Genomic DNA, 20,544 nt, shown 5'->3' with positions numbered 1-20,544 from the left:
GGTGGTCCCCATGAACAGCACAGGACTCCCGGACGACGCGGTCATCGCACTGCGCGGTCTCCACAAGCGCTTCGGCGCCGTGCACGCCGTCGACGGCGTGGACCTCACGATCCGTCGCGGCGAGGTCGTCGCGCTCCTCGGGCCGAACGGCGCCGGCAAGACCACGACGGTGGACCTGGCGCTCGGGCTCTCGACGCCGACCGCCGGCGAGGTCCGGCTCTTCGGGGAGGATCCCCGCGCCGCGGTCGTGGACGGACGGGTCGGCGCGATGCTGCAGGGCGGTGCGCTGCTCCCCGACATGACGGTCCGCGACGTGGTGGCCCTCGTCGGCGCCGCGCACCGCACGCCCATGCCGGTCGACGAGGCCCTCCGCCGCGCGCGGTGCACCGAGATCGCCGGGCGCCGGGTGAACAAGCTCTCGGGCGGGCAGCTGCAGCGTGCACGGTTCGCCGTCGCCGTCGTCTCGGACCCGGAGCTCCTCGTGCTCGACGAACCGACCGCGGCGATGGACGTCGAGGCCCGGCACGTGTTCTGGTCGTCGATGCACGAGTTCACCGACGCCGGCCGCACGGTGGTCTTCGCCACCCACTACCTCGACGAGGCCGACGCCTTCGCCGACCGCATCGTCATCATGCGGTCCGGTCGCGTCGTCGCCGACGGCACCCCGACCGAGATCAAGGCCGTCGCGTCGAGCCGGACGGTCCGGTTCGCCGGCGTCGGACCCGACACGCACGTCGCCCTGCGCGCCCTGCCGGGCGTCACCGGCCTGGAGGCACGGCACGGCTCCGTCACGCTCCGCACCGTTCGCAGCGACGAGACGCTGCGGGCGCTCCTCACCTCGTTCCCGGAGGCACACGACGTCCAGGTGGTCGCCTCGACCATGGACGACGCCTTCCTCGCCCTCACCGCCGACCCGCAGGAGGTCTCCGCATGACCAGCACGACCGCGACCACCGTCGCCGCACCAGCCGTTCGTCCCGTCGCCCGCACCACGGTCCGCGGCCGTCTCCCGATCCGCTACGTCGCCCTCGAGACCGTCCGTCAGTTGCGCAACGTCAAGGCGATGGTGTTCACCTTCGCGATCCCCGTGGTGATGCTCCTCGTCTTCGGCGCCGCCTACGGATCGCAACTCGACCGGTCGACGGGCCTGCGCTACCTGACCGTCACCACGCTGCAGATGGCGTCGTACGGCGCGATGATGGCGGCCCTCAGCCAGGCCTTCGCCATCGTCAACGAGCGCTCGATCGGCTGGAACCGCCAGCTCCGCGTGACGCCGCTCTCCGGGTGGGGCTTCATGGTGTCGAAGGTCATCGCCGCGATGGCGTTCGCGGCGCTGTCCATCGGCATCACGATCACCGTGTCCGTGGTGGCCCTGCACGCGTCCCTCGACCCCGGGCACTGGCTCGCCGCGGCGTTCGGCATCTGGTGCGGCGTCGTCCCGTTCGCGCTCATCGCGATCCTCGTCGGGCAGTTCGCGAAGCCGTCCTTCGCGCAGCCGCTCTTCATGGTCGTGTTCATGGGGCTCTCGATCCTCGGTGGTCTCTGGGTCCCGCTCTCGGTCATGCCGAGCTGGATGGGCAGCGTCGCGCACCTGCTCCCGTCCTTCTGGCTCAACCGCATCGGCCAGACGGGGGCCGGCGCGACCGGGAGCACCGGCATGGTCGAACCCGCGCTCGTGCTGACGGGTTGGGCGGTCGCCCTCGCCGCCGTGATCGTGTGGCGCTACCGCCGCGACGCGGCGCGCCAGTGACCGCTGCCTCGCCGAGCGGTGGCCCTACGCTGACCGACATGACCGACTCGAGCACCCGCCCCGTCGCCGTGCGCGACGGGGCGGACGCGCGCCGTGCCTCCAGGCCGTCCGCCCGGTCGTTCCCCTGGGCCGTACCGCCGGGCGCGACCGAGGACGCGATACGGGTCGGCCGACGCCGATGGTACGGCGGCGCCGTGTTCGCGCTGCTGTGGCAGGTCCTCGAACTCGTCGCGGTCTGGAACGACGGCCGGTCGTTCGAGGCGCACGTCTGGTCGACCCTCGCACTGTTCGTGCTGTACGCCGCGTACCTGTTCGCACCCGAGCTGATGTGGCGGAGCGGCATGCGGACCCGGGTCCTCGTGCTCGCCGGGATCGCGACCCTCGCCGGCCTGCTGCTGCTCGTCGTCGGGCCGCTCGCGGTCTGGACCTGGCTCCTCGTCGCCGCGCTCACCGGCTTCGTCGCCGAGCGGTTCTGGGTCGCCGGGGTGGGGATCCTCACCGTCATCGTGGCGCAGGTCGTCGTCGCCGGGTCGCTCGGGTGGGACGGCGCGGTGTCCAGCGGGCTCCTGTTCGCGCCGGTCGTGACGGTCTCGGTCGGGGCGTCGATGCTGTTCTTCGGGCGACAGCGCGAGGCGGAGGACCGGCTCGACGTCGCGCAGGACGAACTCACCCGCCTGGCCGTCGTCGAGGAGCGGACCCGGTTCTCGCGCGACCTGCACGACGTGCTCGGCCACTCGCTCACCGTCGTCGCGATGAAGTCCGAGCTCGCCGGTCGACTCGTCGACGTCGACCCTGCGCGGGCGAAGGCGGAGATGCAGGACGTCGAGCGGCTCTCGCGCGAGGCGCTGCAGGGGCTGCGCCGGGCGGTCAGCGGGTACCGGGAGGCCGACCTCGAGGCCGAGCTGGTGTCCGCCCGCGCCGCCCTGACCGCCGCCGACGTCGAGGCCGATCTCCCGGCCGACGGCGCGGCGGCGGCGCCGGACGTCCGGAGCCTGTTCGCCTGGGTGCTCCGGGAGGGAGTGACGAACGTCCTGCGGCACGCGGCGGCCACCCGGGTGCGGGTGACGCTGACGCGGACGACGCTGACGATCGAGGACGACGGGACGGGCGACACCGGTGCCGCGGGTGCCGGTGCGGCGGGTGCCGGTGCGGCGGGTGCCGGTGCCGCCGGTGCCGCCGGTGCCGCCGGTGCCGCCGGTGCCGGGCAGGCTTCCGTCGGTCTCGGGGGCAACGGGCTCCGCGGGTTGCGGGAACGGGCCGACGCCGTGGGCGCGACCGTCGTCACCGGCACGAGCGCCCTCGGCGGGTTCCTGCTGCGCGTCGAACGGAAGGGCCGACGATGACCGACACGATCCGGGTGCTGCTCGCCGACGACCAGGCGCTCGTCCGCGGCGCCCTCGCCTCGCTGCTGTCCCTGGAACCCGACATCGAGGTCGTCGCCCAGGTGGCCCGCGGCGACGAGGTCCTCGAGGCGGCACGGGCGTCGGGTGCCACGGTCGCCCTGCTCGACGTCGAGATGCCCGGTGCCGACGGCCTCACCGCCGCGGCTGCACTCGCCCGGGGGCTCCCCGGCTGCCGCTCGCTCATCGTGACCACCTTCGGGCGCCCCGGGTACCTCCGCCGCGCGCTCGAGTCCGGCGCTGCCGGTTTCGTCGTGAAGGACACCCCCGCCGAACAGCTCGCCGACGCCGTACGACGGGTCGCCGGCGGGTTCCGTGTCGTCGACCCCGTGCTCGCCGCCGAGTCACTCGCCGCCGGGCCCTCGCCGCTCACCCCGCGAGAGACCGACGTGCTCATCGCCTTCCGCACGAGCCCGACGGTCGCCGGGGTCGCCGCGGCGCTGCACCTGTCCGAGGGCACCGTGCGGAACCACCTCTCCGCCGCGATCGGCAAGACCACCGCACGGAACGCCACCGAGGCGCTCCGGGTCGCCGCGGACAACGGCTGGCTGCTCGGGACGGCGTAGCCTGGGTCGGTGCTCCGCCCCCTCCGCCGCGTGGCCACGTCGCTCGTGCTCGGTGTCGCCGCGACGCTGACCCTGGCGGGCTGCGGTGCGCACGACTCGACCGGGCAGATCTCGGTCACGGTGTCGGGGAACGCCGCGCAGCGCCCCTACGAGGTCGAGGTGTACGCGTCGACGGGCAAGCTCTCCGAGCACCAGCGGGTGTTCCCGGGCGGCACCGCGGCGTTCGCCGGGGTACCCCTCGGCGAGGTCACCGTCCGTGCGACGGACCTCTGCCCGCAGCACGCGACGGTGTCGAACGGGTCGGTGACGACCGTCACGCTGACGACGACGGGCTGCTGAGCGGTCGTCAGCCGCGACGACCAGCGGTCCGAGCGAGGGTCTCGCGGGGACTCTCCCCGAACCGGGCGCGGTAGTCGGACGCGAAGCGGCCGAGGTGCGCGAACTGCCAGCGGTGGGCGACGTCCCGGACGGTGAGGATCCTCCGCCCCCTCGTCGTGAGCTCCAGGTGCACCCGGTCGAGCCGCACCTCGCGGAGGTAGCGCATCGGCGAGACCGCGAGGCGGCGGCGGAACAGGTCCTGCAGGCCCCGCTCCCTCAACCCGCAGGCATCCGCGATGTCCGCGACGGTGATCGGGTCGCCCGCGTGCTCGTGCACGAACGCGATCGCACGGTGCATGCGCTGCTCGACGTCCGACCGCGCTCGGGTGTAGGTCGAGAGCACGACCCGGGCCACGCGGTGCTTCACCGCCCGGCGATCCGCCTCGGGGAGCCCGTCGTCGAGCACGCGGTCGACGACGTCGCGCAGCAGCGCCCGCAGCGGCTCCGTCCGGTTGTCGGCGGGGTCCGGCTGCACGAACCGGTACGGCTCGTCCCCGTCGCCGAGCAGCGCGGGTGCGACGTGCAGGAGCGTCATCGCCGTGGCGTCCGTCTCGAACGCGTACGCCACCGACGCGGAGAGCACCACCGGCTGTCCGGACCGGACCTCCCAGCGCTCTCCGTCGTCCGCGACGAGGACCGCGTGCCCGTCCGCCAGCCAGAACACGACGTGGTCGGGGCGCGGTCCGATGGTGCCGGCCTGTGGGCCGTTCGTCCGTATGCGCCGGACCGAGAGCTCGTCGTCGCCGCCGGTCTGGTACTCGAACGCAGCATCGTCCGTCGGCATGTCGAGCACGCTACCCGGTGGGTGACCGGCGCACGACACCCCCGAACGCGCCGCAGCGAGGTCGCACCCGGCGCGTTCCGCCCTCCTCTGTCAGCGTGTCGCGCCGGTCACCGCGTCTCGCCGGTCAGCGTGTCGCGCCGGTCACCGCGTCGCCCGGTCGGGGACCTGGTCCCACTCGTCGCCGTAGCGGGACAGTACCGACCACCGGGACACGGGCCACGTCGTGATGAACGCGCGTCCCACGACGTCGTCGACCGGCACGGACCCGTGCGCGCGGCTGTCCGCGGAGTCGTAGCGGTTGTCGCCCATGACCCAGATGTGGTTCTTCGGGACCGTGATGTCGAAGTCCGTCCCCGACACCCGGTCCGAGCCCGCTTCGCGCACGACGTACGGTTCGTCCACGGCCTTCCCGTTGACCGAGAGCCGCCCGTCCGTCCCGCAGCAGGACACCCGGTCGCCCGGGAGCCCGATCACCCGCTTGATGAGGTCGTCGCCCTGGCCGGTCCCGAGCCACCCGCCCGGGTCCGTGAACACGACGACGTCGCCACGTTGCAACGGTACGAGGCCCGGAACGAGTTCGTTGACGAGCACCCGGTCGCCGACCAGGAGGGTGTTCTCCATCGACTCCGACGGGATGTAGAACGACCGGACCAGGAACGTCTTGACCAGGAACGAGGCGATCAGCGCCGCCACGACGATGATGGCCAGGTCGCGCAGGAACCGCCAACCGCCCCGCTGCTTCGCGCCGCCCTCGGACGTCGCACCACTCGATCGGTCAGTCAATGCGTCAGCACCACCTTCACCAGTCCGATCACGAACGCGACCGCGGCGAGCACGATGCCGCCCCAGAGCCCGAGGAACGTCGGACGCGCCCCTGAGAACCGCTGCATGAACACGCCGACGAGACCGACGCGCACGACGAGGATGACGACCGCGGCGATCTGCGCCCACTCCGCCGGCAGCCACCCGACCCAGGCCGCGGCGTACAGCACGGCCGGGATGAGGCCGGACGTCGCGATCGGGTTCGCGTTCCGAGCGATCACCACGGCGCTCTCGCGTCGGGCGTCGTCGTCGTCACGGTCGGCGCCGATGCCGTGTGCGACGAGGTGCGCCAGGACGTGGGCGAGGTAGGTCAGCACTGCCGTCGCGAGCACCGTCAGCACCGCCGCGCCGTGCGCGATCTCCGTCGGACCGACCGCGATCGCGGCGCTGAGCACCGTGATGTTGCCGTAGATGTAGGACGACATCCGGTCGCGGACGTGGTCGACCGGGAGGTCGCGCGGATCCGGACGTGGTGGCATCCGTCCATCATGGCCTCACCGCAGCCGTCGACGCCGACAGGACGCCGAGTGCGATGCGATCGGACACCGAGTTCGTCGCGGGCGGACAGCACGTCGCTCCATTTGGTTGACGCGTCAACCAAATGCAGCGACACTGGTGCCATGCAGACCCAGGACCTCCTCGCCGCGGACACCGGCATGGGTGCGGTCACCCTCCGCGTGGCCGACCTCGACAGGATGACGGCGTACTACACGGACGGAGTCCGTCTCAGCGTCCTGTCGTCGTCCCCCGGACGCACGGTCCTCGGCCGCGGATCGCTCCCGATCCTCGTGCTCGAGCACGCCCCCGAGCTGCAGCACGCGGGCGCGCACGAGGCCGGGCTCTTCCACACCGCCGTCCTGTTCGACACGCGCGCCGACCTCGCCGCCGCGTTGTACTCCGTCGCCACGCGGTACCCGCAGTCGTTCACCGGCAGCGCCGACCACCTCGTCAGCAACGCGTTCTACTGCACCGACCCCGAGGGCAACGGCGTCGAGCTGTACTGGGACCGCGACCGCACCGAGTGGTCGTGGACGCACGGCACGGTCGAGATGGCCACGATCTTCCTCGACCCGAACGCGTTCCTCCGGGAGCACCTCACACAGGAAGCCCTCGACGATGCGGCTGCACGCCCGGGACGCGTCGGCCACGTGCACCTGTCCGTCGGTGACGTCGCCACGGCCAAGGCGTTCTACGTCGACCAGCTCGGCTTCGCGACGACCGCCGGCTGGGGCGAAGCACTCTTCGTGTCCGCCGGCGGCTACCACCACCACATGGCGATGAACACGTGGAACTCCCGCGGTGCCGGCCGTCGGCAGCTCGCACTCGGCCTCGGGCTCGTCCGGATCGAGGTCCCGGGCGCGGACGACCTCGGATCCCTCACCGAGCGGATGCGCCACCACGGCGTCCAGCTGGCCGACGACGGGCGCACGGTCGCCTTCGAGGACCCGTGGGCCAACCGCATCGAGGTCACCGCTCCCGGTCGGGGCTGAGGACCGCCGCCCGACGCTCCGGCAGGATGGTCACGTGAATGACGACACCCGGTGGGAAGTGGTCGAGGAGAGCGCCCTGACGCTCGCCGACCACGAAGCGATCGCGGCGATGCTCGCGCAGGCGTTCCCGGACTGGTCGCACTGGTTCGTCGGCAGCCGGAGCTGGAGCGGCATGCAGCCCGAACGACGGGTGATCGCCCGCGATGCCGACGGCGTCGTCCTCGCGCACGTCGGCATCCGGCGCATGTTCATCAGCGTCGGCACCCAGGACCTCCTCGTCGGGGACACCGGTCTCGTCGCCGTGACACCCCGACTCCAGGGAACCGGGATGGGCCGCGACCTCATGGAACGCCTCCGGGCCGTCCTCGACGGGCTCGCCGTCCCGTTCGGCTTCCTCGGCACCGGCGAGGACCGCGTGCCGTTCTACGCGCGGGTCGGGTGGCAGGCGCTCGACGACGTCGTGACCGACTACACCGCGTTCAGCGCGGAGGGTGCGGGCATGCCGATGACCGAGCAGGGCGGCTGGATGGTGCTGCCGGTGGCCGCACCCCTCGAGGACTGGCCGGCCGGCCCGGTGCACCTCAACGCGCAGCAGGTCTAGCGGCCGCCCGGTCCCACGGATCGACGAAACGCGCGCGTTCCGACGCGGCACGCGTCGATCGACGCGCGCGAAGTCGAAACGCGTGCGTTTCGTGGCTCCACGCAACGCACGACGGACGGGAGGCACGGTGCCAGCTGGCACCGTGCCTCCCGTCCGTCAGGTGGTGCGGCGGGACCTACGCCTCGACCGCGACCTTCTCCGGGTCCTCGTTGGAGCCCGGCGCACTCGGCGCGACGGCCGCGCGCACGCGCGCCCCGAGGTCGGCGTCGACGTTCGTCCAGTAGGCGAAGACCCGCTCGCGCAGGTCGTCACGGGTCACCTTCGAGACGTGACCGGCGATGTTCCCGACGAGGCGCTCACGGGCGGCGTCGTCGAGGACCTCGCGGTAGAGGGTGCCGGCCTGGCCGAAGTCGTCGTCCTCCGGGTGCAGCGTGGCCGCGGAGCGCTGGAGCGCGCCGTCGGACTCCCAGCCCGGCACCTCGTCGGTCGCGGCGGGGTCGGCGTGGGCGCCACCGAGCGAGTTCGGCGCGTACACCGGCACCTCGGACTTCTGGAAGTCGAAGCGCATGGCGCCGTCCTTCGAGTACGAGTGCACCTCGTTCTTCGGCGCGTTCACCGGCAGCTGGGCGTGGTTCGTGCCGACGCGGTAGCGGTGTGCGTCCGCGTAGCTGAAGATGCGCGCGAGGAGCATCTTGTCCGGGCTCGCCGCGATGCCGGGCACGAAGTTCGACGGGGCGAAGGTCGCCTGCTCGATCTGCGCGAAGTAGTTCTCCGGGTTGCGGTTGAGCTCGAGCTCGCCGACCTCGATGAGCGGGTAGTCCGCGTGCGGCCACACCTTGGTGAGGTCGAACGGGTTGAAGCGGTAGGACTCGGCATCCGCGTAGGGCATGACCTGCACCTTGAGCGTCCACTTCGGGAAGTCTCCGCGCTCGATGGCGGCGTGGAGGTCACGGATGTGGAAGTCGGCGTCCTCACCGGCGATGCGGTCGGCGTCCTCCTGCGTCAGGGTCTTGTGCCCCTGCTGCGTGATGAAGTGGTACTTCACCCAGAAGCGCTCGCCCGAGGCCGAGATCCACTGGTAGGTGTGCGAGCCGAAGCCGTCCATCTCGCGCCACGAGGCCGGGAGGCCTCGGTCGCCCATGAGCCACGTGACCTGGTGCGCGGACTCGGGTGAGAGCGTCCAGAAGTCCCACTGCATGTCGTGGTCGCGGAGGTGCGACCCCGGCAGGCGCTTCTGCGAGCGGATGAAGTCCGGGAACTTGATGCCGTCGCGGATGAAGAACACCGGGGTGTTGTTGCCGACGAGGTCGTAGTTGCCCTCCTCGGTGTAGAACTTCAGCGCGAAGCCGCGGGGGTCACGCCAGGTGTCCGGGGAGCCCTGCTCGCCGGCGACGGACGAGAACCGCACGAGCGTCTCCGTCTGCCCGCCCGGCTGCAGGAACGCAGCGCGCGTGTACTGCGAGACGTCGTGCGTGACGGTGAACGTGCCGAACGCGCCGCCGCCCTTCGCGTGGACGACGCGCTCCGGGACGCGCTCGCGGTTGAACTGCGCGAGCTTCTCGACGAGGTAGTGGTCGTGCAGCGCGAGGGGCCCGTCGGCGCCGACACCCATGGAGTGCTGGTCGCTGGAGACGGGAGCTCCGCTGTTGGTCGTGGTGGTGGGGGTGCCGACCGGCTGGCCGGTCGTCGTGTTCTGGTCGGACACGGTTCCTCCTCGGAACGTTGGTTCGGTCAGGGGTGCTCGGGTTGCTCGTGGTCCCGTTCGGAGCCGGGAGGTTCGATCGCCTGGGACGTCAGGAATGCGCGGCCGCAGCGCCCTCGGCCGGGGCAGCCTCGGCCGGCGTGTCGTCACGCTCGGCAGCCGCGCACCGCTCGCAGATCCCCCAGTAGGTGACCTCGGCCGTGGTGACCGCGAAGCCGTGCGTCTCCGACGGCGTCAGGCACGGCGCGTGCCCCACCGCGCAGTCGACGTCCTCGATCGCGCCGCACATGGTGCAGACGATGTGGTGGTGGTTGTCGCCCGTGCGTCGCTCGTACCGCGCCGGACTGCCGGCCGGCTCGATGCGGCGGACGAGCCCGACACCGGTCAGCGCGGCGAGGACGCCGTACACCGCCTGGTGGCTCGTCGTCGGGAGCTCGGCCGAGAGCGCGGAGACGATGGCATCGGCGGTCGCGTGCGGCATCCGATCGGTCGCGCGCAGGACCGCCAACCGTGGGGCGGTGACACGCAGACCCGCGGTGCGCAGCAGCTCGGCATCCTCCACGGGCCCTCCTTCTCTTGCAGCGGTCAAGACAACTCGCTCAGCGTAGCACCAGTCCAGTGCCGACCAGGGACCGAACGGTGGGGCATGAGCAACGCAACACCGAACACATCCACCACGGCCGTCCCGTCGGCGCCGCGCCTGCCGGTGCGCCTCGCCGCCGAAGCCGGGGGAACGTTCCTCCTCGTCTTCGCGCTCGTCGGCGCAGCGACCTACACCGCTGTCTTCCCCGACGAGCACAACGCCCTCGGCGTCGGGTTGCTCGGCGTCGCCCTGACGCTCGGTCTCACCGTGGTGATCGGTGCGAGCGCCTTCGGTCCGATCAGCGGCGGGCACTTCAACCCCGCGGTCACGGTCGGACTCGCGGTCGCGGGACGACACCGCTGGGCCGAGGTCCTGCCGTAAGCGATCGCCCAGGTCGTCGGAGGCACGATCGGAGCCGGCGCGCTGCTGCTGATCGCGGACCAGGGCAGCGGGGGCTTCCTCGCAGCCGCGCTCGACGGCGGCTTCGCCTCGAACGGCTTCGGGACGCAGAGTCCCGGCGGGTTCTCGCTGGTCGGCGTCGCCGTCGCGGAGACCCTGGCCACGGCGGTGTTCGTCACCGTCATCCTGCGGGTGACCGGCACCGAGGGCAGTCCGGTGCCCGCGCCCGTGGTCATCGGCGGGACGCTGACGATCCTGCTCCTCACGCTCATCCCGGTGTCGAACGCTTCGCTGAACCCGGCACGGTCGTTCGCCACGGCGGTGTTCGCCGGCCCGGAGTGGCTCGCACAGTGGTGGGCGTTCCTGGTGTTCCCCGTCCTCGGGGCAGCCCTCGCCGGGTCGGCCGCCCGCGTGCTGCGTCGCGCGTAGCGAGCCACTGCACCGCGCGGAGGAGCCGTCCCACTGCACCGCGCTGACAGCCGCGGCGCCGCGCGGAGGGGGCCGCTCGCAGGGCTGCGACCACTCCAGGGCACTGCGCGCCCGGGTCCGACGTCGTGACCCGTCACATGCCGCCGCCGGCATGTGACGGGTCACGAAACGGCCGCGATCTGCTCGACCCGACCTGTGCGCACCGTCCGCGACGGTAGCGTCCGACCATGTCCTCGCAGCAGCACGTGCCGGAACGGGCACACACCGCACAGGACGTCCGGGGGATCATCGCGCAGCGGGACCTGGTCGTCGACCTCATCCGGACGGCGTGCGTCGTCCTCGTCGTCTTCGTGCACGTCACGATGGTCGGCGTCGGCACCGGCGACGGGGGCCTCGTCGTGACGAGTCCCCTCCAGGAGCTCCCCTGGTACGTCGCCGCGACCTGGGTGGGCCAGGTCATGCCCCTGTTCTTCGTCGTCGGCGGGTTCGCGAGCTTCGTCGGGTGGCGGAGCACCGTCGCTCGCGGGGGCGGGGCCCGGGACTGGTGGGCCACCCGGCTCGTCCGGCTCTTCCGCCCCGCGGTGCCGCTCTTCGTCGTGCTCGCCGCGGGACTCGGCACCGCCACCGTCGCCGGCACGCCCGGAGACCTCCTCGCCGAGGTGGCGTTCGGCATCGGCTCCCCGCTGTGGTTCCTCGCCGCCTACGGCATCACGCAGTGCTGCGTGCCCCTCATGGTCCGCCTGCACGAGCGAGCTCGGTGGCGCACCCTCCTCGCGCTCCTCCTGCTCGCGGCAGCGGTGGACGCCGTCCGCCTCGCGACCGGGGTCGCGGAGGTCGGCCTGCTCAACCTCGGACCGGTGTGGCTGTTCGCGCAGCAGATCGGGTTCCTCTGGGCGGACGGCTGGTTCGGACAGCGCTCGCGGATCGTCCTCGTCGGCATCGCGGCCACCGCCTACGCGGTGCTCGTCCCCGTGACGTCCGTGGGGCTCTGGGCACCGGACATGCTGCAGGACCTCAACCCGCCGATGCTGCCGCTCGCGTTCCTCGCGATCGCACAGGCCTGCCTCGTGCACCTCGTCCACGGGCCGCTCACGCGCCTGATGCGGATCCGTGCGGCGCAGGCCTCGGTGTTCGTCGTCGGGCGGGACGGCATGGCGATCTACCTCTGGCACCTGCCGCTGTTCATCGCGCTCAACGGCGTGGCGCTCCTCGTCGGCGTGCCGTTCCCCGAACCGGGCAGCACCGCCTGGTGGGCGACACGACCGGTCGCGCTCGTCGTGCTGCTCGGGGTCGCGATCGCAGTCGCCAGGGCGCTCCGCAGGTTCGACCGCCCGCTCCCCCGACTCGTACCGGGCTCCGACCGTCCGGCGTGGCCGGTCCTCGTCGTCGCTGCACTCTGCACGGTCGGCCCCGCGTTCGCCGTCATGCAACTGCACCTCTCGTTCCCGGTCGCCGTCGCCGGGGCGCTGCTCGTGCCGCTCGGTGTCTGGCTGCTGACGCGGACCACCCAGGCGGCGGGCGTCATCCGGATCTGAACCGGTTCTCACCCTCGGTGCCCCCTCGCTCGGGTCGACCGGGCGGAGGATGACTGCGGCAGCACGATCCGCAGGAGGCACCCCACGCCGTCGACACCCGAGTTCTGGTCAACGTGGCGGTTCGACCCGCTGGCCGCCGCGATGATCTGTGTCGGCGCGGTCGCCTACGGTTGGTGGCTGGTCGGCGCCGTTCGTCGCGGGGTCCGGTGGCCGTGGTGGCGGACCCTCGCGTTCGTCATCGCACTCGCTCTGTTCGGCGTCGCACAGTTCGGCATCGTCGGCGTCTTCGCCGAGCAGCTCCGGTGGGCCTTCGTGCTCCGCCTCGCGGTCCTCTTCTTCGCGGTGCCCACCTTCGCCGCGCTGGCCGCGCCCGTCTCGTTGCTGCGGACGGGAGGCCCGGATCGCCTCGCGCAGACCGCCACCGCCGCCCTCCGGTCACGTCCGGTGCGGGTCCTCGGCAACGCGATCGTCTCGCCGCTGGTCGCCCTCGCGATGTTCTGCGTGCTCCTGACCCCGCTGTCCGCCGCGATCCGCACGTCACCGGTGTGGGCGGTGGCGATCACCGTGCTCGTGCCGGTGCTCGGGTTCGGGCTGCTCGCGCCGCTGTCGGAGCCGGGGATCCTCCGGTCGTCGACGTTCGTGACCGTCGAGTTCCTGCTGGCGTTCGTGGAGCTCATGCTCGACGCTGTCCCGGGCATCGTCCTGCGGATCACGAACCACGTGCTCGACGGCGCGACCACGGTGCTCGTCGGGAAGGCCTGGTACCCGTCGCCGTTGCAGGACCAGCACCTCGCCGGCGACCTGCTGTGGTTCATCGCCGAGGTCGCGGACATCCCGGTCCTCATCTCGCTGTTCATCCGGTGGCAGCGGACCGATCGACGCGAGGCGAAGGCCGTCGACGAGCTCACCGACGAGGAGATGGCGGCCCTCACCCGGGCGCACCTCGAGCGTCGGGGCTAGTCGGCGGCGCTGGAGCAGGAGCGGTCGCGGCCACGGCCACGGCCACGGCCACGGCCACGGCCACGGCCACGGCCACGGCCACGGCCACGCAACCCGATCGACATCGCGCGTGTCGATCGACACGTGCTTCGTCGCTCGATGCGGTCGCATCCGATGCACTGCCGTCGTCGGACGCCGCGCGTGTCGATCGACACGTGCTTCGTCGCTCCTGCACCGCGGCGTGCGGTCGAGGACGCGCACCGCGGCGCGCGGTCACCGACGGACACGAGTGTCCGAGGTCAGCAACACGCTCGGCGACCCCACGACGAGCGACGGACGACGCCGCCGCTGCCGTTCGACGACAGCGGCGGCGTTCCGGGTCGCTCGCGCGGGCTCGACCAGACCGGGCTACGCCTCGGCGCGCCGCCCGTGGTGTTCGGTCGCGGCGAGTTCGGCTTCGGGGGTCTCCGGGGCGGGAGCGGCCGCGTGCACCCCGTGGCGCTCGGTGTCGGCGGGAGCCTCTGGCGCGTGTGCCTCACCGGTTCGCGTCGCCACGGCGCCGGTCTGCTGCCACGCCACGGTCTGCTTCGGCTTCGCGAGGAACAGGGCGGCGACGATGCCGACGAGCAGCACCAGCGCGGGGAGCGCGAGCGACTGCCCCATCGCCGTCGCGAACGGCTGCTGCAGGAAGTCCGGGAGCGTGCCCACCTGCTGCTCGGCCCCGCCACCAGTCGACCCGCCCGAGCCGGACGGGAAGTTCGCCGTGATCCGCGCCTCGATCAGCGCGGCGATGCCGGCCGAGCCGAGGACCGCACCGATCTGCCGGGTGGTGTTGTAGACGCCCGAGCCCGCACCGGCGAGCTTCGGCGGGAGGTTGCGCGTCGCGGAGACGGACAGCGGACCCCACATGCACGCGTTCGCGAGGCCGAGGAGCGTCGACGGCAGGAGCACCCACCCCCAGGCGGCACCCGAGGCGAGGAGCGAACCGAACCAGAACAGCGCGCCCGAGAAGCAGGCGAGGCCGAACGCGGCGACCCAGCGGAGGCTCCACCGGTCCAGGTTCTTGCCGACGAGCGGTGCGAGCCCGGCGGACAGGACGGCCTGCGGGACGAGCAGGAGCGCAGCCTGCGTCGGGCTGAACGTCAGGACGTCCTGCGCCCACAGCATGATCGGGAGCGCGAACGACGAGATCGCGACGCCGACGGAGGTGATGGCGATGTTCGCGAGCGTGAAGTTGCGGTCCTTGAACAACCCGAGCGGCAGCAGCGGCTCGCCCTTCTGCACGCCCTGCCACACGACGAACCCGGCGAGCACGACGACGCCGGCGATGATGAGCGACCAGACCGAGATCGGCCCGGTGATGGTCCCCCAGTCGTAGGTCTCCCCCTCCTGGATGCCGAAGACGAGCAGGAACATGCCGACCGCGCTCAGCACGATGCCGAGGTAGTCGAAGCGGTGGCCGTGCCGCTCGAACGACGGGACGAAGCGCTGCGCGAGCACGAACGCGACGACGCCGACGGGGACGTTCACGAAGAAGATCCACTCCCAGCCGAACCCGTCGACGAGCAGACCGCCGACGATCGGCCCGACGAGCGAGGCGACACCGGCGACGGCGCCCCACAGCCCCATCGCCGCGCCGCGGTTCTGCGGCGGGAAGATGCGCGTGATGACGGCCATCGTCTGCGGGGTCATCATGGCGGCGCCGAGACCCTGCACGACGCGAGCGAGGATGAGCACCTTGATCGACCCGGCGAGACCACACCACAGGCTCGACAGCGTGAAGACCACGAGGCCGGTCTGGTACAGCACCTTCGGACCGAACCGGTCGCCGAGCCGCCCGGTGATGAGCAGCGGCACGGCGTACGCGAGGAGGTACGCGCTCGTGACCCAGATCACCGAGTTGATGTCGGCGTCCAGCTTCGCGGCGATGGTCGGGGTCGCGACCGACACGATGGTCGAGTCGACGAGGATCATGAAGAAGCCGACGACCAGCGCCCAGAGGGCGGGCCACGGCTTCCGCTCGGGGCCCGTGTTCCGGGTGGTCGGCGTCGCGCCGGTGGTGGTCATCGAGTGCGTTCCTTCGTCTCGTCGTCTGCTGTGGTGGGGACGGCCGGGCCGTCCCAGGGGAGTTCGCCGCGTTCGATGCGGTCGGCCGTCGCCGAGATCCACTCGATCTGCGCGGTGAGCATGGCACGGACGTACGACACGTCCAGCCAGAAGCGTTCGGCCAGACGCTTGGCCTGGAGGCCCGTCGCGGCTTCGTCGTACTCCGCACGTTGCGCACGGAGTGCGTCGGCGCGGGCACGCAGGGCGGTCACCGCGTCCGTCGCGGTCAGGTTGTCGACGTGGGACACCGCGAGCGGGAACTCCGGGTACTCGTCGGCCGGCTCGGCGATCATGCGCCGGAGTCCGTCCTCGAGCGCGGCGCGGCCGTGGTCGGTGATCGCGTAGGTGGTCCGCTCGGGCCGGTTGCCCTCGCGGGCGGTGCCGAGTGCCTCCGCGTAGCCGAGCTCCACGAGACGACCGATCTGGTGGTAGAGGGTGCTCGGCCGGACCTTGACGTTCTGGTCCTCGCGACGGTGCAGCATCGTCTGGAACATCTCGTACGGGTGCATCGGCGCCTCGGCGAGGAGGCCGAGTGCGGAGAACGCGAGCGGCGTGAGCGATGCCATCCGTGCCTCCAGACCAGTGTTCCATCACGACTATTCGACTTGGAATATACGCCTTGGACCGTTTCTCCACAACCGGTCGGGCGTGCCGCGCTCGCCGCCTAGACTGTTCTCGTCCCACCCATCCCCGAAGTGCTGGAGTGAACACGTGCCAACGATCGTCGTCGAGGTCATGCCCAAGGCCGAGATCCTCGACCCGCAGGGCAAGGCGGTGGGCAACGCGCTCGCCCGTCTCGGCAAGGCCGACCTGACCAACGTCCGCATCGGCAAGCGCTTCGAGGTGGCCGTCGACGGCCCGGTCGACGACGCCAAGCTCGCCGAGGTCCGCGAGATCGCGGCCGACGTATTCTCGAACGCCGTCATCGAGGACGTCGTGTCCGTCAGCGTGCAGGACGCGTGAAGCGGATGCGCATCGGCGTCATCACGTTCCCGGGTTCGCTCGACGACCGCGACGCCCAGCGCGCGGTCCGCCTCGCCGGAGCCCAGCCCGTCGCGCTCTGGCACGGCGACCACGACCTGCAGGGTGTCGGCGCGATCGTCCTCCCCGGCGGGTTCTCCTACGGCGACTACCTCCGCGCCGGAGCGATCGCCGCGAAGGCCCCGATCATGGCCGAGGTCATCGACGCGGCCGGCAAGGGCATGCCCGTGCTCGGCATCTGCAACGGCTTCCAGATGCTCGCCGAGGCCCGTCTCGTCCCCGGAGCGCACACCCGCAACGCGCACCAGCAGTTCATCCGGCGTGACCAGAAGCTCCGCGTCGAGAACACCGCGACGGCGTGGACGAGTGGCTTCACCGCCCAGCAGGAGATCACCATCCCGCTGAAGAACGCCGACGGCCGGTTCGTGGCCGACGCCGACGAGATCAAGCGCATCGAGGACAACGGCCAGGTCGTGTTCCGCTACGTGGGCGTGAACCCGAACGGGTCGATCGACGACATCGCGGGCGTCTCGAACGAGCGTGGCAACGTCGTCGGCCTCATGCCGCACCCCGAGCACGCGACGGAGCCCGGGTTCGGCCCGGACACCCCCGCGGCGATGGCCTCCGGCACGGACGGCCTCACCTTCTTCACCTCCGTGATCGAGTCGACGCTCGTCAAGTGACCGGCACCACGACTCCAGTGACAGGGAACGACACCACCGTGACGAACGACGTCCGCCCGAAGCCCGACACCGTCCAGGACGCCGCCGCGACGCCCGACAAGGAGCAGCCGTACGAGGCGCTCGGGCTCAAGGCCGACGAGTACGCCCGCATCAAGGAGATCCTCGGCCGCCGTCCCACCTCGGGTGAGCTCGCCATGTACTCCGTCATGTGGTCGGAGCACTGCTCGTACAAGTCGAGCAAGAACTACCTCCGGCAGTTCGGCAGGAAGGTCACGCCGGAGATGACGAAGAACCTCATGGTCGGCATGGGCGAGAACGCCGGCGTGGTCGACATCGGCAACGGCTGGGCCGTGACGTTCAAGGTGGAGTCCCACAACCACCCCTCGTACGTCGAGCCGTACCAGGGTGCGGCGACCGGCGTGGGCGGCATCGTCCGCGACATCATCTCGATGGGGGCCCGTCCGGTCGCGGTCATGGACCAGCTCCGCTTCGGCGCGATCGACCACGAGGACACGCAGCGCGTCGTGCACGGGGTCGTCGGCGGCATCTCGTTCTACGGCAACTGCCTCGGCCTGCCGAACATCGGTGGCGAGACCTACTTCGACCCGGTGTACCAGGGCAACCCGCTCGTCAACGCCCTCGCGGTCGGCGTGCTCCGGCACGAGGACCTCCACCTCGCGAACGCCTCCGGCGCGGGCAACAAGGTCGTGCTGTTCGGCGCCCGCACGGGTGGCGACGGCATCGGCGGCGCCTCGATCCTCGCGTCCGACACCTTCACCGAGGGCGGCCCGACGAAGCGTCCGGCCGTGCAGGTCGGCGACCCCTTCGCCGAAAAGGTGCTCATCGAGTGCTGCCTCGAGCTCTTCCAGGAGGAGCTCGTCGAGGGCATCCAGGACCTCGGGGCCGCCGGCATCTCCTGCGCCACGAGCGAGCTCGCGTCGAACGGCGACGGCGGCATGCACATCTCGCTCGACGACGTCCTGCTCCGCGACCCCACGCTCACGGCGGAGGAGATCCTCATGTCGGAGAGCCAAGAGCGCATGATGGCGGTCGTCCGCCCCGAGAAGCTCGACGAGTTCCTCGCCGTCGTCCGCAAGTGGGAGGTCGAGACGAGCGTGCTCGGCGAGGTCACCGGGACCGGCCGGCTCGTCATCGACTGGCAGGGTCAGGAGATCGTCAACGTCGACCCGCGCACCGTCGCCGTCGACGGCCCCGTCTACGACCGCCCGGTCGCGTACCCGACGTGGATCGACGCGCTGCAGGCCGACTCGGCTGCCTCGCTCGAGCGGCCGGCCGACGGCCCGGCGCTGAAGGCGCAGTTCCTGCAGCTCCTCGGATCGCCGAACCTCGCGTCGAAGAACTGGGTGACGAACCAGTACGACACCTACGTCCTCGGCAACACCGCCCTGTCCTTCCCGGACGACGGCGGCATGATCCGCGTCGACGAGGAGACCGGGCTCGGCGTGACGATCGCCACCGACGCCAACGGCCGCTACTGCCAGCTCGACCCGAAGCAGGGCGCACGCCTGGCGCTGGCCGAGGCGTACCGGAACGTCGCGGTCACGGGGGCGGTCCCGGCCGCGGTCACCGACTGCTTGAACTTCGGTTCGCCCGAGAACCCCGAGGTCATGTGGCAGTTCTCCGAGGCCGTCGAGGGCCTCGCGGACGGGTGCATGGAGCTCGGCATCCCGGTCACCGGCGGCAACGTGTCGTTCTACAACCAGACCGGCACGACCCCGATCCACCCGACCCCCGTGGTCGGTGTCCTCGGGATCATCGACGACGTCGCCCTCCGCGTGCCGTCCGGCTGGCAGGACGACGGCCACAACGTGTACCTGCTCGGGACGACCTCGCTCGAACTCGACGGCTCGGCGTGGGCAGGCACCGTGCACGGGCACCTCGGCGGGCGTCCGCCGGCGGTCGACCTGGCACAGGAGAAGGCGCTCGCGGACCTTCTGCACGCTGCGGCGAACGAGCAGCTCCTGACGAGCGCGCACGACCTCGCGGACGGTGGCCTCGGGCAGTCCCTCGCCGAGTCCGTCCTGCGCTTCGGAATCGGCGCCCGGATCGTCCTCGACGAACTCGAGACCCGCGACGGCGTCGACACCGCGACCGCGCTGTTCTCGGAATCGACCGGCCGGGTCATCGTGACCGTCCGGCGCGAGGACGACGTGCGCTTCCAGGGCCTCTGCGAGGGTCGCGGGTTCCCGGTGCTCCGCATCGGTGTGACCGACGCGACCAGCGGTTCGCTCGAGGTCCAGGGCGCGTTCGAGGCCACGCTCGACGAGCTCCGCGGTACCCACGCCGCGACGCTCCCGGCACGGTTCGGCGACGTCATCACCGAGGACGTCACCGAGGGCTACGTCGGACGCGGTCCGCTCGACGACCACGGGTCGTTCTCGCCGCGGGCCGACTCCTGAGCGCGTCGGTCCGGGGCACGTCGACGACGGGCATCGCCTGATGTCCGTCGTCACGCTCCCGTTCCAGGAACTCGTCGACCGGTTCGGCCCGGTGCCGGACGGCGTCGAGCTCGCCGTGTGGGACGTCGAGCAGCCGTTCGACCGCCCGGACGAGGTCGCGATCGCGCTGCTCCCGTTCTACTTCGGCGGGCGGCACCGCTGGCAGTTCGTGCACGACCTGCCGAACCTCCGGCTGCTGCAACTCCCGAGCGCCGGCTACGAGCACGCCCTCCCGCACGTCCCCGAGCACGCCCTGCTCGCGAACGGCCGTGGGATCCACGACGACGAGACCGCCGAGCTCGCCGTGGGCCTGGCGTTGACCAGCCTCCGCGAACTCGGGGCGTTCCAGGCCGACCGGGCGAACGGCGTCTGGGACGCCCGGACGACCAGGTCCCTCGCGGACCGGCGGGTGACGGTCGTCGGCTACGGGGCGATCGGGTCCGCCATCGCGACGCGGTTCGAGGCGTTCCGCACCGAGGTCACGGTCGTCGCACGGACCGCACGCGAGCAGGACGGTCGGCAGGTGCACGGCTTCGACGATCTGCCGACCCTCGCGGCGGCGACGGACGTGCTCGTGCTCATCACGCCGCTCACCGACGAGACCGAACGCCTGGTCGACGCCGAGCTGCTCGCGGCACTGCCGGACGACGCCCTCGTGGTGAACGTCGCGCGCGGCAAGGTCGTCGACACGGATGCGCTCGTCGCCGAGCTGCGCTCCGGGCGGCTCTCGGCAGCGCTCGACGTCACCGACCCGGAACCGCTCCCGGCCGGTCACCCGCTGTGGACCACGCCGAACACCGTCCTCACGCCGCACGTCGGCGGCAACACCGACCTCAGCGTCCCGCGGTCGATCGAGCTGGTGCGTCGGCAGGTGGCCGCGCTCGTGGAACACCGCCCGTTCGAGAACGTCATCGCGCGCTGACGGCGACCCACCGAGA

The 20,544-nt window shown here is 71.7% G+C and carries 20 protein-coding genes and 1 pseudogene; 14 read left to right on the top strand and 7 right to left on the bottom strand.

Going from position 1 to position 20,544, the window contains the following annotated elements; genetic code table 11:
* Positions 1 to 10 precede the first annotated feature (10 nt).
* The 5 genes from ABC270_RS04420 to ABC270_RS04400 are packed head-to-tail and all read left to right on the top strand — an operon-like array spanning position 11 to position 4,054.
* Complete coding sequence (locus ABC270_RS04420; protein ID WP_412879693.1) at positions 11 to 934, top strand: ABC transporter ATP-binding protein; 924 nt, start codon at positions 11 to 13, stop codon at positions 932 to 934.
* Positions 931 to 1,749 (top strand): ABC transporter permease, encoded by an 819-nt coding sequence (locus ABC270_RS04415; protein WP_412879692.1) that lies wholly within the window; start codon positions 931 to 933, stop codon positions 1,747 to 1,749. Before ABC270_RS04420 ends, ABC270_RS04415 begins: the two co-directional genes overlap by 4 nt.
* Before the next feature lie 38 nt (positions 1,750 to 1,787).
* Complete coding sequence (locus ABC270_RS04410) at positions 1,788 to 3,092, top strand: sensor histidine kinase (RefSeq protein WP_412879691.1); 1,305 nt, start codon at positions 1,788 to 1,790, stop codon at positions 3,090 to 3,092.
* Positions 3,089 to 3,715 carry a response regulator gene (locus ABC270_RS04405; protein WP_412879690.1) on the top strand — a complete coding sequence of 209 codons (627 nt, stop codon included), beginning with the start codon at positions 3,089 to 3,091 and terminating at the stop codon, positions 3,713 to 3,715. Before ABC270_RS04410 ends, ABC270_RS04405 begins: the two co-directional genes overlap by 4 nt.
* A gap of 9 nt (positions 3,716 to 3,724) precedes the next feature.
* Entirely contained in the window at positions 3,725 to 4,054 is a 330-nt protein-coding gene (locus tag ABC270_RS04400) for a hypothetical protein (RefSeq protein WP_412879689.1), read from the top strand.
* Positions 4,055 to 4,061: 7 nt separating this feature from the next.
* Here the strand turns inward: ABC270_RS04400 and ABC270_RS04395 are convergent, their stop codons facing one another.
* The 3 genes from ABC270_RS04395 to ABC270_RS04385 all read right to left on the bottom strand — a co-directional run bounded on the left by ABC270_RS04395 (position 4,062) and on the right by ABC270_RS04385 (position 6,178).
* Positions 4,062 to 4,877: an AraC family transcriptional regulator gene (locus tag ABC270_RS04395; protein WP_412879688.1), complete on the bottom strand. Its 816-nt coding sequence runs from the start codon at positions 4,875 to 4,877 to the stop codon at positions 4,062 to 4,064.
* A 141-nt stretch (positions 4,878 to 5,018) separates the two neighbouring features.
* A complete protein-coding gene (gene lepB / locus ABC270_RS04390; protein ID WP_412879687.1) occupies positions 5,019 to 5,660 on the bottom strand; it encodes a signal peptidase I in 642 nt (213 codons plus the stop codon).
* Positions 5,657 to 6,178, bottom strand: a complete 522-nt coding sequence (locus tag ABC270_RS04385) for a hypothetical protein (protein ID WP_412879686.1) — start codon at positions 6,176 to 6,178, stop codon at positions 5,657 to 5,659. Before ABC270_RS04385 ends, lepB begins: the two co-directional genes overlap by 4 nt.
* 141 nt (positions 6,179 to 6,319) lie before the next feature.
* Between ABC270_RS04385 and ABC270_RS04380 the strand changes: the two genes are divergently transcribed.
* Together ABC270_RS04380 and ABC270_RS04375 are read left to right on the top strand one after the other, a co-directional pair.
* Positions 6,320 to 7,189 (top strand): VOC family protein, encoded by an 870-nt coding sequence (locus ABC270_RS04380; protein WP_412879685.1) that lies wholly within the window; start codon positions 6,320 to 6,322, stop codon positions 7,187 to 7,189.
* A 34-nt stretch (positions 7,190 to 7,223) separates the two neighbouring features.
* On the top strand, positions 7,224 to 7,790 hold the full coding sequence (locus tag ABC270_RS04375; protein WP_412879684.1) for a GNAT family N-acetyltransferase: 567 nt from the start codon (positions 7,224 to 7,226) through the stop codon (positions 7,788 to 7,790).
* A 175-nt stretch (positions 7,791 to 7,965) separates the two neighbouring features.
* Here ABC270_RS04375 and ABC270_RS04370 read toward each other — a convergent pair whose 3' ends face one another.
* Positions 7,966 to 9,495 carry a catalase gene (locus ABC270_RS04370; RefSeq protein ID WP_412879683.1) on the bottom strand — a complete coding sequence of 510 codons (1,530 nt, stop codon included), beginning with the start codon at positions 9,493 to 9,495 and terminating at the stop codon, positions 7,966 to 7,968.
* 88 nt (positions 9,496 to 9,583) lie between these two features.
* Entirely contained in the window at positions 9,584 to 10,054 is a 471-nt protein-coding gene (locus ABC270_RS04365; RefSeq protein ID WP_412879682.1) for a Fur family transcriptional regulator, read from the bottom strand.
* 84 nt (positions 10,055 to 10,138) lie between these two features.
* Between ABC270_RS04365 and ABC270_RS04360 the strand changes: the two are divergent.
* From ABC270_RS04360 to ABC270_RS04350, 3 genes and pseudogenes are all read left to right on the top strand, one after another.
* Positions 10,139 to 10,903, top strand: a pseudogene (locus ABC270_RS04360) (aquaporin).
* A 227-nt stretch (positions 10,904 to 11,130) separates the two neighbouring features.
* Positions 11,131 to 12,438: an acyltransferase family protein gene (locus ABC270_RS04355; RefSeq protein ID WP_412879681.1), complete on the top strand. Its 1,308-nt coding sequence runs from the start codon at positions 11,131 to 11,133 to the stop codon at positions 12,436 to 12,438.
* 141 nt (positions 12,439 to 12,579) lie between these two features.
* Positions 12,580 to 13,398, top strand: a complete 819-nt coding sequence (locus ABC270_RS04350) for a cytochrome c oxidase assembly protein (protein WP_412879680.1) — start codon at positions 12,580 to 12,582, stop codon at positions 13,396 to 13,398.
* Positions 13,399 to 13,785: 387 nt separating this feature from the next.
* On the opposite strand, the gene ABC270_RS04345 is transcribed toward ABC270_RS04350, so the two are convergent.
* Positions 13,786 to 15,444 (bottom strand): DHA2 family efflux MFS transporter permease subunit, encoded by a 1,659-nt coding sequence (locus tag ABC270_RS04345; RefSeq protein ID WP_412879679.1) that lies wholly within the window; start codon positions 15,442 to 15,444, stop codon positions 13,786 to 13,788.
* Positions 15,441 to 16,049, bottom strand: coding sequence for a PadR family transcriptional regulator (locus ABC270_RS04340; RefSeq protein WP_412879678.1), 609 nt, complete (start codon positions 16,047 to 16,049; stop codon positions 15,441 to 15,443). The genes ABC270_RS04345 and ABC270_RS04340 overlap by 4 nt, the downstream gene beginning before the upstream one ends.
* Before the next feature lie 145 nt (positions 16,050 to 16,194).
* On the opposite strand from ABC270_RS04340, the gene purS reads away from it, so the two are divergent.
* Genes purS through ABC270_RS04320 form a run of 4 tightly spaced genes read left to right on the top strand, consistent with a single transcriptional unit; the run spans position 16,195 to position 20,528 of the window.
* A complete protein-coding gene (purS, locus tag ABC270_RS04335; RefSeq protein ID WP_412879677.1) occupies positions 16,195 to 16,446 on the top strand; it encodes a phosphoribosylformylglycinamidine synthase subunit PurS in 252 nt (83 codons plus the stop codon).
* Between the two features lie 5 nt (positions 16,447 to 16,451).
* Positions 16,452 to 17,147, top strand: a complete 696-nt coding sequence (gene purQ, locus ABC270_RS04330) for a phosphoribosylformylglycinamidine synthase subunit PurQ (protein ID WP_412882034.1) — start codon at positions 16,452 to 16,454, stop codon at positions 17,145 to 17,147.
* A gap of 38 nt (positions 17,148 to 17,185) precedes the next feature.
* On the top strand, positions 17,186 to 19,567 hold the full coding sequence (gene purL / locus ABC270_RS04325; RefSeq protein ID WP_412879676.1) for a phosphoribosylformylglycinamidine synthase subunit PurL: 2,382 nt from the start codon (positions 17,186 to 17,188) through the stop codon (positions 19,565 to 19,567).
* Between the two features lie 40 nt (positions 19,568 to 19,607).
* Positions 19,608 to 20,528, top strand: a complete 921-nt coding sequence (locus tag ABC270_RS04320; RefSeq protein ID WP_412879675.1) for a 2-hydroxyacid dehydrogenase — start codon at positions 19,608 to 19,610, stop codon at positions 20,526 to 20,528.
* Positions 20,529 to 20,544: the final 16 nt, after the last annotated feature.

It is taken from the genome of Curtobacterium phoenicis, from assembly GCF_047238015.1.
GTDB lineage: Bacteria > Actinomycetota > Actinomycetes > Actinomycetales > Microbacteriaceae > Curtobacterium.
Note: the sequence above shows the minus strand (reverse complement) of the source record. Positions and strands in the feature narration are given on the sequence as shown.